Below are 15188 nucleotides of genomic sequence, written 5' to 3' on the forward strand. Positions count from 1 at the left end.
CTGTAACACGAAATTCATCGTTCAATTCAGCACTGAGTGCCAACAATTATTGGTGTCGGTGGCGTATTTGTGGTATAAAGCGCGCCGGACTTCCGATCCATTCGAAGACTACACACGATGGACGGGAGCGACAAATCTCACTTTGTGTAACAACACACACGTATCGGCACATATTCCGGGGTGCCCTTTGGGGTCGGTAATATGGGATGCGTGGAGGCTTAACCCCAACTTTTATATATAGAGGTTTTAATCATGGCAACTGTTTCCATGCGCGACATGCTCAAGGCTGGTGTTCACTTTGGTCACCAAACCCGTTACTGGAACCCGAAAATGAAGCCGTTCATCTTCGGTGCGCGTAACAAAGTTCACATCATCAACCTTGAGAAAACTGTACCGATGTTCAACGAAGCTCTGGCTGAACTGAACAAGATCTCTGCTCGTAAAGGTAAAATCCTTTTCGTTGGTACTAAACGCGCTGCAAGCGAAGCGGTGAAAGAAGCTGCTAACAGCTGCGACCAGTTCTTCGTGAACCATCGCTGGCTGGGCGGTATGCTGACTAACTGGAAAACCGTTCGTCAGTCCATCAAACGTCTGAAAGATCTGGAAACTCAGTCTCAGGACGGTACTTTCGAAAAGCTGACCAAGAAAGAAGCGCTGATGCGTACTCGTGAGCTTGAGAAACTGGAAAACAGCCTGGGCGGTATCAAAGACATGGGCGGTCTGCCGGACGCTCTGTTCGTAATCGATGCTGACCACGAGCACATTGCTATCAAAGAAGCAAACAACCTGGGTATCCCGGTATTTGCTATCGTTGATACCAACTCTGATCCGGACGGTGTTGACTTCGTTATCCCGGGTAACGACGACGCAATCCGTGCTGTGACCCTGTACCTGGGCGCTGTAGCTACTACCGTTCGTGAAGGCCGTTCTCAGGATCTGGCTTCCCAGGCGGAAGAAAGCTTCGTAGAAGCTGAATAATAAGGCACGCTCGTTCGAGCCCCCTTATAAACCAGGTAGTATCACGTTTGGTTAGGGGCCCTTTAGGCCCCTTTTTCACTTTTAAATCTGTGCGGTTTCATGCCGGGCAGATCAAATCTTCCGAGGATTTTAGAATGGCTGAAATTACCGCATCCCTGGTAAAAGAGCTGCGTGAGCGTACTGGCGCAGGCATGATGGATTGCAAAAAAGCACTGACTGAAGCTAATGGCGACATCGAGCTGGCAATCGAAAACATGCGTAAGTCCGGCGCAATCAAAGCGGCGAAAAAAGCAGGCAACGTTGCTGCTGACGGCGTAATCAAAACCAAAATCGACGGCAACATCGCTTTCATTCTGGAAGTTAACTGCCAGACTGACTTCGTTGCTAAAGATGCTGGTTTCCAGGCATTTGCTGACAAAGTACTGGACGCTGCCGTTGCTGGCAAAATCACTGACGTTGAAGTTCTGAAAGCACAGTTCGAAGAAGAACGAGTTGCGCTGGTTGCTAAAATCGGTGAGAACATCAACATTCGTCGCGTGGCTTCCCTGGAAGGCGAAGTTCTGGGTAACTACCAGCACGGTGCGCGTATCGGTGTTCTGGTCGCTGCTACTGGCGCTGACGAAGAACTGGTTAAACAGCTGGCAATGCACGTTGCTGCAAGCAAACCAGAATTCGTTAAGCCGGAAGACGTTTCTGCTGAAGTGGTAGAGAAAGAATACCAGGTTCAGCTGGACATCGCCATGCAGTCTGGCAAGCCGAAAGAAATCGCAGAGAAAATGGTTGAAGGCCGTATGAAGAAATTCACCGGCGAAGTTTCTCTGACTGGCCAGCCTTTCGTTATGGAACCGAGCAAATCTGTTGGTCAGCTGCTGAAAGAGCACAACGCTGACGTAACTGGTTTCATCCGCTTCGAAGTGGGTGAAGGCATCGAGAAAGTTGAGACTGACTTTGCAGCAGAAGTTGCTGCGATGTCCAAGCAGTCTTAATTTTTAAAGGAGCCGCCTGAGGGCGGCTTCTTTTTGTGTCTGGCTTGTAAATTCAGCGAACCGCTATAGTGGTCATGCTGAAAAGCGACATACAATGTCGCCGGAATTAACTCATCTCATTCGTTGACAGTCTCAGGAAAGAAACATGGCTACCAATGCAAAACCCGTCTACAAACGTATTCTGCTTAAGTTAAGTGGCGAAGCTCTGCAAGGTTCAGAAGGCTTCGGTATTGATGCAAGCATACTTGACCGTATGGCTCAGGAAATCAAAGAGCTGGTTGAGCTGGGTATTCAGGTTGGCGTAGTGATTGGTGGCGGTAACCTGTTCCGTGGTGCTGGTCTGGCGAAAGCAGGGATGAACCGCGTTGTGGGCGACCACATGGGCATGTTAGCCACCGTAATGAACGGTCTGGCGATGCGCGATGCGCTTCACCGCGCCTATGTGAACGCTCGCTTGATGTCCGCCATTCCTCTGAACGGCGTGTGTGATAACTACAGCTGGGCGGAAGCTATCAGCCTGCTGCGTAACAACCGCGTTGTTATTTTGTCTGCGGGTACCGGCAATCCGTTCTTCACTACTGATTCAGCAGCCTGTCTGCGCGGTATTGAAATTGAAGCGGATGTGGTACTGAAAGCTACCAAAGTGGACGGCGTATTTACTGCCGACCCGGCTAAAGATCCTACGGCGACCATGTACGAACAGTTGACCTACACTGAAGTACTGGATAAAGAGCTGAAAGTGATGGATCTGGCGGCGTTCACGCTGGCTCGTGACCACAAATTACCGATTCGTGTCTTTAACATGAACAAACCGGGTGCGCTGCGCCGTGTTGTTATGGGTGAAAAAGAAGGCACGTTAATCACGGAATAATTCCCGTTGCGGCTAAATGCAGGTAATATTCCGCTTTAATGTCGCGGGATACGTCCCTCAAAATTAATCAAGACTATACTTGTCACAGCTTGCGTGGTGGGTGTGGTCTGACTGAAACGAGCTTTCAAGGATTCGTAACGTGATCAACGATATCAGAAAAGATGCTGAAGTACGCATGGACAAATGCGTCGAAGCGTTCAAAAATCAAATCAGCAAAATTCGTACGGGCCGTGCTTCTCCTAGCCTGCTGGATGGTATTGTCGTGGAATATTACGGCACGCCGACTCCGCTGCGCCAGCTGGCAAGCGTAACGGTTGAAGATTCCCGTACCCTGAAAATCAACGTGTTTGACCGTTCCATGGGACCAGCCGTTGAAAAAGCAATTATGGCTTCCGACCTTGGTCTGAATCCAAGTTCAGCGGGTTCCGACATCCGCGTTCCGCTGCCGCCGCTGACCGAAGAGCGTCGTAAAGATCTGACCAAGATCGTGCGTGGCGAAGCTGAAGGCGCGCGTGTTGCCGTACGTAACGTACGCCGCGATGCAAACGACAAAGTGAAAGCGCTGTTGAAAGATAAAGAGATCAGCGAAGACGACGATCGCCGCTCTCAGGACGAAGTACAGAAACTGACTGACGCAGCGATCAAGAAAGTTGATGCGGCGCTGGCAGAGAAAGAAACGGAACTGATGCAGTTCTGATTCATCTGTACGCTAAAAACGCCGCTTAGAAGGCCTGCAAAGGCTGGATGGCGGCGTTTTGCTTTTTTCTGTCTATACCCTATTTTTCTGGATGTCTCATGAAGCAATTAACCATCCTGGGATCAACCGGTTCCATTGGTTGCAGTACGCTGGATGTAGTACGCCATAACCCGGAAAAATTTCGTGTTGCTGCGTTGGTTGCGGGAAAGAATGTTGCCCGTATGGTGGAGCAATGCCTGGAATTTTCTCCTCGCTATGCGGTAATGGACGATGAAAAAAGCGCGGCATTGCTAAAATCGGCTCTGCTGGAGCAGGGTAGCCGCACTGAAGTTATGAGCGGACAGCAGGCTGCCTGTGATATGGCCGCGCTGGATGATGTTGATCAGGTCATGGCAGCGATTGTCGGCGCAGCGGGCCTGCTGCCGACGCTTTCGGCAATCCGCGCGGGCAAAAGCATTTTGCTGGCGAACAAAGAGTCTCTGGTCACCTGCGGACGTCTGTTTATGGACGACGTGAAACGCCACAAAGCGCAGCTTTTGCCGGTAGATAGCGAGCATAACGCGATTTTTCAGAGTTTACCGCAACCGATCCAGCTCAATCTGGGATACGCTGACCTTGAGCAAAACGGCGTCGTGTCCGTACTGCTTACCGGGTCTGGTGGCCCTTTCCGTGAAACGCCATTGCGCGATCTGGTTGCTATGACCCCCGATCAGGCATGTCGTCATCCGAATTGGTCGATGGGACGAAAAATCTCTGTCGATTCAGCCACCATGATGAATAAAGGTCTGGAATACATTGAAGCGCGTTGGTTATTCAATGCCAGCGCAAGCCAGATGGAAGTGCTGATTCATCCGCAGTCGGTTATTCATTCGATGGTACGTTATCAGGATGGCAGCGTTCTGGCGCAGTTGGGGGAACCTGACATGCGTACACCTATTGCCCATACGATGGCATGGCCGGAACGTGTGAAGTCTGGCGTTAAGCCTGTCGACTTTTGCCAACTCAGTGCGTTGACGTTTTCCGCACCTGATTATCAGCGCTATCCGTGCCTGAAACTGGCGATGGACGCGTTTGAGCAAGGGCAGGCGGCAACGACCGCACTGAACGCCGCGAATGAAATTACCGTTGCCGCATTTCTGGCGCAGCAGATTCGATTTACCGATATTGCCGATCTTAATTTATCCGTACTGGATAAGATGGATTTGCAGGAGCCGCAGAGCGTTGATGACGTGCTGAAGGTTGATACCATCGCGCGGGAAGTCGCCAGAAAAGAAGTGATGCGACTCTCAAGCTGATGATAATCCCTCTACGGAAGATCGTGCTATTTGTTAGCGTTGGGCTTCAGTGATATAGTCTGCGCCACTCGATCGCGGGTAGTTGCTTTTTTTCGGTCGGGTAAGCCGTGGTTTGACACGGCTTTTTTGTGGATGGGCTTCAGTATTCCTGAGTACCGTAAATCCTTTCAGGGACTAAAAACGCGTTATGTTGTCTGCAACTAAACCATTAAGCGAAAATTTGCCAGCACATGGTTGCCGCCATGTTGCAATCATCATGGATGGCAATGGCCGCTGGGCGAAAAAGCAAGGGAAGATTCGCGCCTTTGGGCATAAGGCCGGAGCAAAATCCGTCCGCCGGGCTGTCTCTTTTGCTGCCAATAACGGTATTGATGCGTTAACGCTGTATGCCTTTAGCAGTGAGAACTGGAACCGACCTGCGCAGGAAGTGAGCGCGTTAATGGAACTGTTTGTGTGGGCGCTTGATAGCGAAGTGAAAAACCTGCACCGCCATAACGTACGTCTGCGTATTATCGGGGATATCAGTCGATTTAACTCACGTTTGCAAGAACGGATTCGCAAATCAGAAGCGCTTACCGCCCAGAATACCGGGTTGACGCTGAATATTGCAGCGAATTACGGTGGACGGTGGGATATTGTCCAGGGAGTCAGGCAACTGGCACAACAGGTGCAGGAAGGTCTGCTGCGCCCAGAGCAAATCGATGAAGAGATGCTTGGGCAGCAAATTTGTATGCATGAACTGGCCCCTGTGGATTTAGTGATAAGGACTGGGGGAGAACATCGAATTAGTAATTTTTTGTTGTGGCAAATTGCCTATGCCGAACTTTACTTTACGGATGTTCTCTGGCCCGATTTCGATGAACAAGACTTTGAAGGTGCGCTGCATGCCTTTGCTAATCGTGAGCGTCGTTTCGGCGGCACCGAGCCCGGTGATGAAAAAGCCTGATGGGGGTCGCTTTTGCTGAAGTATCGCCTGATTTCTGCTTTTGTTTTAATACCCGTTGTCATCGCGGCGTTGTTTTTGCTGCCGCCGGTGGGGTTCGCCATTGTTACGCTGGTTGTCTGTATGTTGGCCGCCTGGGAATGGGGACAGTTAAGCGGTTTTACCACGCGTACACAGCGAGTCTGGCTGGCGGTTTTGTGCGGGCTATTGCTGGCGCTAATGCTATTTTTACTGCCAGAATACCATCGCAATATTCATCAGCCGCTGGTTGAAGTATCGCTATGGGCGTCGCTGGGTTGGTGGATCGTCGCGCTGTTACTGGTACTGTTTTACCCAGGTTCTGCGTCGGTCTGGCGTAATTCCAAAACATTACGCATAATTTTCGGCGTGCTAACCATTGTTCCTTTCTTTTGGGGAATGCTGGCGCTACGGGCATGGCACTATGATGAAAATCATTATAGTGGCGCGCTATGGCTGCTGTATGTCATGATCCTCGTCTGGGGAGCGGACTCTGGCGCGTATATGTTTGGTAAGCTGTTTGGCAAACACAAACTGGCACCGAAGGTTTCTCCTGGTAAAACCTGGCAGGGTTTTATTGGCGGACTCGCCACTGCGGCCGTAATCTCATGGGGTTATGGCATGTGGGCGAATCTTGAAGTTGCGCCTGTCACCTTGCTCATTTGCTCCATCGTTGCAGCCCTGGCCTCCGTGCTGGGTGACCTGACTGAGAGTATGTTTAAGCGTGAAGCAGGTATTAAGGACAGTGGTCACTTAATTCCAGGACACGGCGGTATTCTGGATCGTATTGATAGCCTGACGGCTGCGGTACCGGTCTTTGCCTGCCTGTTGTTACTGGTATTCAGGACGCTCTAACGGATGGTCTTATGCTGAGTATTCTCTGGAATCTGGCTGCATTCATCGTCGCACTCGGTGTGCTTATCACCGTGCATGAATTTGGTCATTTCTGGGTTGCACGGCGCTGCGGAGTCCGCGTTGAGCGCTTTTCCATTGGCTTTGGAAAAGCGCTTTGGCGTCGTACCGATAAACTGGGTACAGAATACGTCATCGCTCTAATCCCCCTCGGCGGTTACGTCAAAATGCTGGATGAGCGCGCTGAACCGGTGGTACCGGAGCTGCGCCATTACGCTTTCAACAATAAAACGGTTGGGCAGCGCGCGGCTATTATCGCCGCAGGTCCGATCGCAAACTTCCTTTTTGCTATTTTCGCTTATTGGCTGGTGTTTATCATTGGCGTTCCTGGCGTTCGTCCGGTTATTGGTGAAATAACACCCAACTCGATTGCTGCGCAGGCGCAAATTCAGCCTGGTACGGAACTAAAAGCGGTTGATGGTATCGAAACCCCTGATTGGGATGCCGTGAGACTGCAGTTGGTTTCCAAAATTGGCGATGAGCATACAACGCTCAGCGTGGCGCAGTTTGGCAGTAACCAGCGGCAGGACAAAACGCTGGATTTGCGCCATTGGGCATTTGAGCCAGACAAACAGGATCCCGTCGCCAGTTTAGGGATTCGCCCACGCGGTCCGCAGATTGAATCGGTGCTGTCAGAAGTGCAGGCTAACTCGGCTGCAAGTAAGGCGGGTTTGCAAGCTGGCGACAGGATCGTTAAAGTCAATGGTCAGCCGCTGACGCAATGGATGATGTTCGTGACGCTGGTGCGCGATAATCCGGATAAGCCGTTAGCGCTAGATATTGAAAGACAAGGCAGTTCCTTGTCTTTAACGTTAACCCCGGATTCAAAACAGGTTAACGGGAAGGCAGAAGGTTTTGCGGGCGTGGTGCCTAAAATTATTCCTCTGCCTGATGAGTATAAGACTGTACGCCAGTATGGACCCTTCAGCGCCATCGTCGAAGCCTCGGATAAAACGTGGCAGTTGATGAAGCTGACGGTCAGTATGCTGGGAAAATTGATTACCGGTGATGTAAAACTGAACAACCTCAGTGGGCCGATTTCTATCGCCCAGGGGGCTGGGATGTCAGCGGAGTTCGGGGTGATTTATTACCTGATGTTCCTTGCGCTTATCAGCGTGAACTTAGGGATAATTAACCTGTTTCCGTTGCCCGTTCTTGACGGGGGGCATCTGCTGTTCCTGGCGATTGAAAAGCTGAAGGGCGGTCCGGTATCCGAGCGGGTTCAAGACTTTAGTTATCGCATTGGCTCTATCTTGCTGGTGTTGTTAATGGGGCTTGCACTTTTCAATGATTTCTCTCGGTTGTAAGAGAGTGTTAGGAAGAACGCATAATAACGATGGCGATGAAAAAGTTGCTCATAGCGTCGCTGCTGTTTAGCAGCGCCACCGTATACGGTGCTGAAGGGTTCGTAGTGAAGGACATTCATTTCGAAGGCCTACAGCGAGTCGCCGTTGGTGCGGCTCTCCTCAGTATGCCGGTGCGCACAGGCGACACGGTTAATGATGAAGACATCAGTAATACCATTCGTGCTCTGTTCGCCACCGGTAACTTTGAGGATGTCCGCGTCCTGCGCGATGGTGATACCCTTCTGGTTCAGGTAAAAGAACGTCCGACGATTGCCAGCATTACTTTCTCCGGTAACAAATCGGTGAAAGACGACATGCTGAAGCAAAACCTCGAGGCGTCTGGCGTACGTGTTGGCGAGTCTCTGGATCGCACCACGCTTGCCGATATCGAAAAAGGCCTGGAAGATTTCTACTATAGCGTCGGTAAGTACAGCGCCAGTGTGAAAGCGGTGGTAACGCCGTTGCCGCGTAACCGCGTTGACCTCAAACTGGTCTTCCAGGAAGGTGTTTCGGCGAAGATCCAACAGATCAATATCGTCGGCAACCATGCCTTCTCGACTGACGAACTTATCTCTCACTTCCAACTGCGTGATGAAGTGCCGTGGTGGAACGTAGTGGGCGATCGTAAATACCAGAAACAGAAACTCGCGGGCGATCTCGAAACCCTGCGCAGCTACTATCTGGATCGCGGTTATGCTCGCTTTAATATCGATTCTACCCAGGTGAGCCTGACGCCGGATAAAAAAGGTATCTACATCACCGTTAACATCACTGAAGGTGATCAGTACAAGCTTTCTGGGGTAGAGGTGAGCGGTAACCTGGCCGGACACTCCGCCGAAATTGAGAGCCTGACCAAAATCGAGCCAGGCGAACTCTATAACGGCACCAAAGTGACCAAAATGGAAGATGATATCAAGAAGCTTCTGGGGCGCTATGGCTATGCCTATCCGCGCGTACAGTCGCAGCCTGAAATCAACGATGCCGACAAAACCGTTAAATTACGCGTAAATGTGGATGCGGGTAACCGTTTCTATGTGCGTAAGATTCGCTTTGAAGGTAACGACACGTCTAAAGACTCCGTTCTGCGTCGCGAAATGCGTCAGATGGAAGGCGCATGGTTGGGCAGCGATCTGGTCGACCAGGGTAAAGAACGTCTGAACCGTCTGGGTTACTTTGAAACCGTCGATACCGATACTCAGCGTGTTCCGGGCCGTCCGGATCAGGTTGATGTGGTCTATAAGGTGAAAGAGCGTAACACTGGTAGCTTTAACTTCGGCGTCGGTTACGGTACCGAGAGCGGCGTGAGCTTCCAGGCGGGCGTTCAGCAGGATAACTGGTTAGGTACCGGTTATTCCGTCGGGATTAACGGCACCAAAAACGACTACCAGACCTATACTGAGCTATCTGTCACCAACCCGTACTTCACCGTTGACGGTGTGAGCCTTGGCGGTCGCGTCTTCTATAACGACTTTGAAGCGGATGATGCAGACCTGTCCGACTATACCAACAAAAGTTATGGTACTGACGTAACGCTCGGCTTCCCGGTTAACGAATACAATACGCTGCGTGCTGGCCTGGGTTATGTACATAACAAACTGTCCAACATGCAGCCGCAGATCGCGATGGATCGTTATCTTGAGTCGATGGGACAACCCGCTGATACCAGCAGTTTTGCCGCTGATGACTTCACCTTCAACTACGGTTGGACGTACAACAAGTTAGACCGTGGTTATTTCCCGACAGACGGTTCGCGTGTCAACCTGAATGGTAAAGTGACCATTCCGGGTTCTGATAACGAATACTACAAATTGTCGATGGATACCGCGACCTACGTGCCGATTGATGACGATCACAAATGGGTTGTCCTGGGCCGTACCAAGTGGGGTTATGGTGATGGTATCGGTAGCAAAGAGATGCCGTTCTACGAGAACTTCTATGCTGGTGGTTCCAGTACCGTGCGTGGTTTCCAGTCGAATACTATCGGCCCGAAAGCTGTTTATAAAAATGGCGCCCACACGAGCTGGGACGATAATAATGATTACGAAGACTGTACTCAGGAAGCTGGCTGTAAATCTGATGATGCGGTAGGTGGTAACGCCATGGCTGTCGCCAGCCTGGAGTTTATTACCCCGACGCCGTTCATCAGCGACAAGTATGCCAACTCGGTCCGTACCTCGTTCTTCTGGGATATGGGTACCGTTTGGGATACGAACTGGGATCCGTCATCTGCGCCGTCGGATGTACCGGACTATAGCGATCCGAGCAATATCCGTATGTCAGCAGGTATCGCTTTACAATGGATGTCCCCATTGGGGCCGTTGGTTTTCTCCTACGCCCAGCCGTTCAAGAAGTACGATGGAGACAAAGCGGAACAGTTCCAGTTTAACATTGGTAAAACCTGGTAATTGTTCTTCGCAAAGGAATGTAGTGGTAGTGTAGCGCTGACTTTAGGCGATCTTGCATGGGATCGCCTGGCCACGCAAAGAACTGTACCTTCGGGTGCAAATGGGATGGTAAGGAGTTAATTGTGAAAAAGTGGTTATTAGCTGCAGGTCTCGGTTTAGCGATGGCAACGTCCGCACAGGCCGCTGACAAAATTGCAATCGTCAACATGGGTAGCCTGTTCCAACAGGTTGCACAGAAGACAGGTGTTTCCGCTACGCTGGAAAACGAGTTCAAAGGCCGTGCCAGCGAACTGCAGCGTATGGAATCCGATCTGCAATCTAAAATGCAGCGTCTGCAATCAATGAAAGCGGGTAGCGATCGTACCAAGCTGGAAAAAGACGTTATGGCTCAGCGTCAGACTTTCTCACAGAAAGCTCAGGCTTTTGAGCAGGATCGTGCGCGTCGTTCCAACGAAGAACGTGGCAAACTGGTTACTCGTATCCAGACAGCTGTGAAATCTGTTGCTAACAGCCAGAGCATCGATCTGGTCGTTGACGCAAACACCGTTGCATACAATAGCAGCGATGTAAAAGACATCACCGCTGACGTACTGAAACAGGTTAAATAAGTAATGCCTTCAATTCGACTGGCTGATTTAGCAGAGCAGTTGGATGCAGAATTACACGGTGATGGCGATATCGTCATCACCGGCGTAGCGTCCATGCAATCTGCGCAAACTGGCAATATCACGTTTATGGTGAATCCTAAGTACCGTGAACACTTAGGCGTATGCCAGGCTTCTGCCGTTGTCATGACGCAGGACGATCTTCCATTTGCTAAGAGTGCAGCGCTGGTAGTGAAGAATCCCTACCTGACCTATGCTCGTATGGCGCAAATTTTAGATACCACGCCGCAGCCCGCACAAAACGTTGCACCGAGTGCAGCGATCGATGCGACGGCGAAGCTGGGTAAAAATGTCTCGGTGGGCGCAAATGCGGTCATTGAGTCTGGCGTAGAACTGGGCGATAACGTGGTTATTGGCGCAGGCTGCTTCGTCGGGAAAAATACAAAAATCGGCGCAGGTTCTCGCTTGTGGGCGAATGTGACGATTTACCACGACATTCAGATCGGTGAGAATTGCCTGATCCAATCCAGCACTGTCGTCGGTTCGGATGGATTTGGTTACGCGAACGATCGCGGTAACTGGGTGAAGATCCCGCAGCTTGGTCGCGTGATTATCGGCGATCGCGTCGAGATCGGCGCTTGTACTACCATTGACCGTGGTGCCCTGGACGATACTGTGATCGGTAATGGTGTTATCATTGATAATCAGTGCCAGATTGCACATAACGTTGTGATTGGCGACAATACGGCGGTAGCCGGTGGCGTCATTATGGCGGGTAGCCTGAAGATTGGCCGTTACTGCATGATTGGCGGCGCCAGCGTGATCAATGGGCATATGGAAATATGCGACAAAGTCACGGTAACTGGCATGGGTATGGTGATGCGTCCTATCACGGAACCTGGCGTCTACTCCTCAGGCATTCCGCTACAACCCAATAAGGTATGGCGTAAAACAGCTGCACTGGTGATGAATATTGATGATATGAGCAAGCGCCTCAAAGCGATTGAGCGCAAGGTTAATCAACAAGACTAAAGCACCTTTTTTGCATGTCTGACTTTTCGGCCTGTCCCATTCATACGATTGCGACAGGCCGTGTTATTATTGCCTTTTAGTATATTTTGACAGGAAGAGTATTTTGACTACTAACACTCATACTCTGCATATTGAAGAGATTTTAGAACTTCTGCCGCACCGTTTTCCGTTTCTGCTGGTTGACCGCGTGCTGGATTTTGAAGAAGGTCGTTTTCTGCGCGCAGTGAAAAATGTATCCGTTAATGAGCCTTTCTTCCAGGGCCACTTCCCGGGCAAACCTATTTTCCCTGGCGTACTGATTCTGGAAGCGATGGCGCAGGCCACCGGTATCCTCGCATTTAAAAGCGTAGGAAAACTGGAACCAGGCGAACTGTACTATTTCGCGGGTATTGACGAAGCACGCTTTAAGCGTCCTGTCGTGCCGGGCGATCAGATGATCATGGAAGTGACTTTCGAGAAAACGCGCCGTGGCCTGACCCGTTTTAAAGGGGTTGCGCTGGTCGACGGTAAAGTTGTGTGCGAAGCAACGATGATGTGTGCCCGTAGCCGGGAGGCCTGATACGTGATTGATAAATCCGCCTTTATTCACCCTACCGCCATTGTGGAAGAGGGCGCCAGTATTGGCGCTAACGCTCACATTGGCCCATTTTGTATTGTTGGACCCCATGTTGAAATTGGTGAGGGTACCGTACTGAAGTCTCACGTTGTCGTGAATGGCCATACAAAAATTGGTCGCGATAACGAGATCTATCAGTTTGCCTCCATCGGCGAAGTTAACCAGGATCTTAAATATGCTGGCGAACCAACCCGCGTGGAAATTGGCGATCGCAACCGCATCCGCGAAAGCGTCACCATTCATCGTGGCACAGTGCAGGGCGGTGGAGTGACGAAGGTGGGCAGCGATAACTTACTGATGATTAATGCGCACGTCGCGCATGATTGTACGGTAGGCAACCGCTGTATTCTGGCGAATAACGCCACGCTTGCCGGACATGTTTCGCTGGATGATTTTGTTATCATCGGCGGCATGACTGCGGTGCATCAATTCTGCATCATCGGCGCGCATGTGATGGTTGGCGGCTGTTCTGGCGTTGCTCAGGACGTGCCACCGTACGTTATCGCCCAGGGCAACCACGCGACGCCGTTTGGCGTCAATATCGAAGGTCTGAAGCGTCGTGGGTTCACCCGCGAAGCGATTACCGCGATTCGTAATGCCTACAAAGCGTTGTACCGTAGCGGTAAAACGTTGGAAGAAGCGAAACCGGAAATCGCCGAACTGGCGAAACAGCACCCTGAAGTCCAGGCTTTCAGCGACTTCTTTGAGCGCTCAACGCGTGGTCTGATTCGTTAATGACTGAGCAGCGTCCTTTAACGATTGCCCTCGTCGCCGGAGAAACCTCCGGCGATATTCTTGGTGCAGGGCTAATCCGCGCACTCAAAGCTCGTGTTCCCAATGCGCGTTTTGTTGGCGTGGCGGGGCCGCTAATGCAGGCCGAAGGCTGTGAAGCCTGGTACGAAATGGAAGAACTGGCGGTGATGGGCATTGTTGAAGTGCTCGGACGTCTGCGCCGTTTACTGCATATTCGTGCCGATCTCACTCGTCGATTCACCGAGCTCAAGCCGGATGTTTTCGTTGGCATTGATGCGCCTGATTTCAATATTACCCTTGAAGGGAACTTGAAAAAGCAGGGCATAAAAACGATTCATTATGTCAGTCCGTCCGTCTGGGCGTGGCGACAGAAACGCGTTTTCAAAATAGGCAGATCCACTAATATGGTGCTGGCTTTTCTGCCTTTCGAAAAAGCGTTTTATGACAAATTTAACGTCCCGTGCCGCTTTATCGGCCACACCATGGCGGATGCCATGCCGTTGGATCCGGATAAACACGCGGCCCGTGATATTTTGGGTATTCCCCACGACGCGCATTGCCTGGCGCTGCTGCCAGGAAGCCGTGGCGCGGAAGTGGAGATGCTCAGCGCCGATTTTCTGAAAACGGCGCAACTGTTACGTCAGCATTATCCGGATCTCGAAGTCGTGGTGCCGTTGGTGAATGCCAAACGCCGGGAGCAGTTTGAGCGTATCAAGGCCGAGGTTGCGCCGGAGCTTTCCGTGCATCTGCTTAATGGCATGGGACGTGAAGCGATGGTGGCCAGCGATGCCGCACTGTTGGCTTCAGGCACCGCCGCGCTGGAATGTATGCTGGCAAAGTGTCCGATGGTGGTCGGCTACCGCATGAAACCCTTTACCTTCTGGCTGGCGAAGCGTCTGGTGAAAACGGATTACGTTTCGCTTCCTAACCTGTTAGCGGGAAGAGAACTGGTTAAAGAGCTGTTGCAGGAAGAGTGTGAGCCGCATGCGCTGGCGCAAGCGCTGTTGCCGTTACTGGCGAATGGCAAAACCAGCCATGCGATGCATGACACTTTCCGTGAACTGCATCAGCAGATCCGTTGCAATGCTGATGAGCAGGCAGCGGATGCAGTCCTGGAGTTAGCGCAATGATTGAATTTGTTTATCCGCATACGCATTTAGTGGCGGGTGTGGATGAAGTCGGGCGCGGTCCTTTGGTCGGCGCGGTTGTTACTGCTGCCGTTATTCTGGATCCGGCTCGCCCGATTATCGGTCTTAACGACTCAAAAAAATTGTCGGAAAAACGTCGCCTGGCGCTGTTTGATGAAATAAAAGAAAAAGCGTTAAGCTGGAGCGTGGGCCGTGCGGAACCGCATGAAATCGACGATCTGAATATTTTGCATGCCACCATGCTGGCGATGCAGCGTGCGGTCGCGGGGCTGCATATTGCGCCGGAATACGTACTGATTGACGGCAATCGTTGTCCGGCATTACCGGTACCGTCGATGGCGGTAGTCAAAGGTGATAGCCGCGTAGCGGAGATTAGCGCAGCGTCAATACTGGCAAAAGTGACCCGCGATGCTGAAATGGCAGCGCTGGATACGGTTTTTCCGCAGTATGGCTTTGCGCAGCACAAAGGCTATCCAACCGCTTTTCATCTGGAAAAATTGGCACTGTATGGCGCGACAGAGCACCATCGCCGCAGTTTTGGCCCCGTCAAACGCGCACTGGGACTCACGTCCTGATTCTTGTG

The 15188-nt window shown here is 51.3% G+C and carries 15 protein-coding genes; all 15 read left to right on the forward strand.

Translation table 11 applies throughout. The annotated features are described in order from the left end of the window. Window positions 1-252 precede the first annotated feature (252 nt). Window positions 253-978: a 30S ribosomal protein S2 gene (rpsB, locus tag FOB24_RS06215; protein WP_003018553.1), complete on the forward strand. Its 726-nt coding sequence runs from the start codon at window positions 253-255 to the stop codon at window positions 976-978. 134 nt (window positions 979-1112) lie between these two features. Continuing rightward, a complete protein-coding gene (gene tsf, locus FOB24_RS06220) occupies window positions 1113-1964 on the forward strand; it encodes a translation elongation factor Ts (RefSeq protein WP_003018551.1) in 852 nt (283 codons plus the stop codon). 145 nt (window positions 1965-2109) lie between these two features. Next, window positions 2110-2835, forward strand: coding sequence for a UMP kinase (gene pyrH / locus FOB24_RS06225; RefSeq protein ID WP_003018549.1), 726 nt, complete (start codon window positions 2110-2112; stop codon window positions 2833-2835). Window positions 2836-2974: 139 nt separating this feature from the next. After that, complete coding sequence (frr, locus tag FOB24_RS06230) at window positions 2975-3532, forward strand: ribosome recycling factor (protein ID WP_006686783.1); 558 nt, start codon at window positions 2975-2977, stop codon at window positions 3530-3532. Window positions 3533-3630: 98 nt separating this feature from the next. After that, window positions 3631-4827, forward strand: a complete 1197-nt coding sequence (ispC, locus tag FOB24_RS06235) for a 1-deoxy-D-xylulose-5-phosphate reductoisomerase (RefSeq protein WP_085048276.1) — start codon at window positions 3631-3633, stop codon at window positions 4825-4827. 187 nt (window positions 4828-5014) lie between these two features. After that, window positions 5015-5773, forward strand: coding sequence for a (2E,6E)-farnesyl-diphosphate-specific ditrans,polycis-undecaprenyl-diphosphate synthase (gene ispU, locus FOB24_RS06240; protein WP_032940405.1), 759 nt, complete (start codon window positions 5015-5017; stop codon window positions 5771-5773). Between the two features lie 12 nt (window positions 5774-5785). Further along, window positions 5786-6643, forward strand: coding sequence for a phosphatidate cytidylyltransferase (gene cdsA, locus FOB24_RS06245; RefSeq protein ID WP_038637406.1), 858 nt, complete (start codon window positions 5786-5788; stop codon window positions 6641-6643). Between the two features lie 11 nt (window positions 6644-6654). Next, window positions 6655-8007 (forward strand): sigma E protease regulator RseP, encoded by a 1353-nt coding sequence (gene rseP / locus FOB24_RS06250; RefSeq protein ID WP_150344672.1) that lies wholly within the window; start codon window positions 6655-6657, stop codon window positions 8005-8007. A gap of 29 nt (window positions 8008-8036) precedes the next feature. Continuing rightward, window positions 8037-10451, forward strand: coding sequence for an outer membrane protein assembly factor BamA (gene bamA / locus FOB24_RS06255; RefSeq protein WP_038637411.1), 2415 nt, complete (start codon window positions 8037-8039; stop codon window positions 10449-10451). A 122-nt stretch (window positions 10452-10573) separates the two neighbouring features. Beyond that, complete coding sequence (skp, locus tag FOB24_RS06260) at window positions 10574-11059, forward strand: molecular chaperone Skp (protein ID WP_016151765.1); 486 nt, start codon at window positions 10574-10576, stop codon at window positions 11057-11059. Between the two features lie 3 nt (window positions 11060-11062). Continuing rightward, window positions 11063-12088, forward strand: coding sequence for a UDP-3-O-(3-hydroxymyristoyl)glucosamine N-acyltransferase (gene lpxD, locus FOB24_RS06265; RefSeq protein ID WP_038637414.1), 1026 nt, complete (start codon window positions 11063-11065; stop codon window positions 12086-12088). Window positions 12089-12191: 103 nt separating this feature from the next. Further along, window positions 12192-12647, forward strand: coding sequence for a 3-hydroxyacyl-ACP dehydratase FabZ (gene fabZ, locus FOB24_RS06270; protein ID WP_003018528.1), 456 nt, complete (start codon window positions 12192-12194; stop codon window positions 12645-12647). 3 nt (window positions 12648-12650) lie between these two features. Next, window positions 12651-13439 carry an acyl-ACP--UDP-N-acetylglucosamine O-acyltransferase gene (gene lpxA / locus FOB24_RS06275; protein WP_038637417.1) on the forward strand — a complete coding sequence of 263 codons (789 nt, stop codon included), beginning with the start codon at window positions 12651-12653 and terminating at the stop codon, window positions 13437-13439. Next, complete coding sequence (gene lpxB, locus FOB24_RS06280; RefSeq protein ID WP_038637418.1) at window positions 13439-14587, forward strand: lipid-A-disaccharide synthase; 1149 nt, start codon at window positions 13439-13441, stop codon at window positions 14585-14587. Before lpxA ends, lpxB begins: the two co-directional genes overlap by 1 nt. Next, window positions 14584-15180, forward strand: a complete 597-nt coding sequence (gene rnhB / locus FOB24_RS06285; RefSeq protein WP_038637421.1) for a ribonuclease HII — start codon at window positions 14584-14586, stop codon at window positions 15178-15180. Before lpxB ends, rnhB begins: the two co-directional genes overlap by 4 nt. The last annotated feature ends 8 nt before the right edge of the window (window positions 15181-15188 follow it).

Source organism: Citrobacter werkmanii (genome assembly GCF_008693645.1).
In the GTDB taxonomy this organism is placed as follows: domain Bacteria; phylum Pseudomonadota; class Gammaproteobacteria; order Enterobacterales; family Enterobacteriaceae; genus Citrobacter; species Citrobacter werkmanii.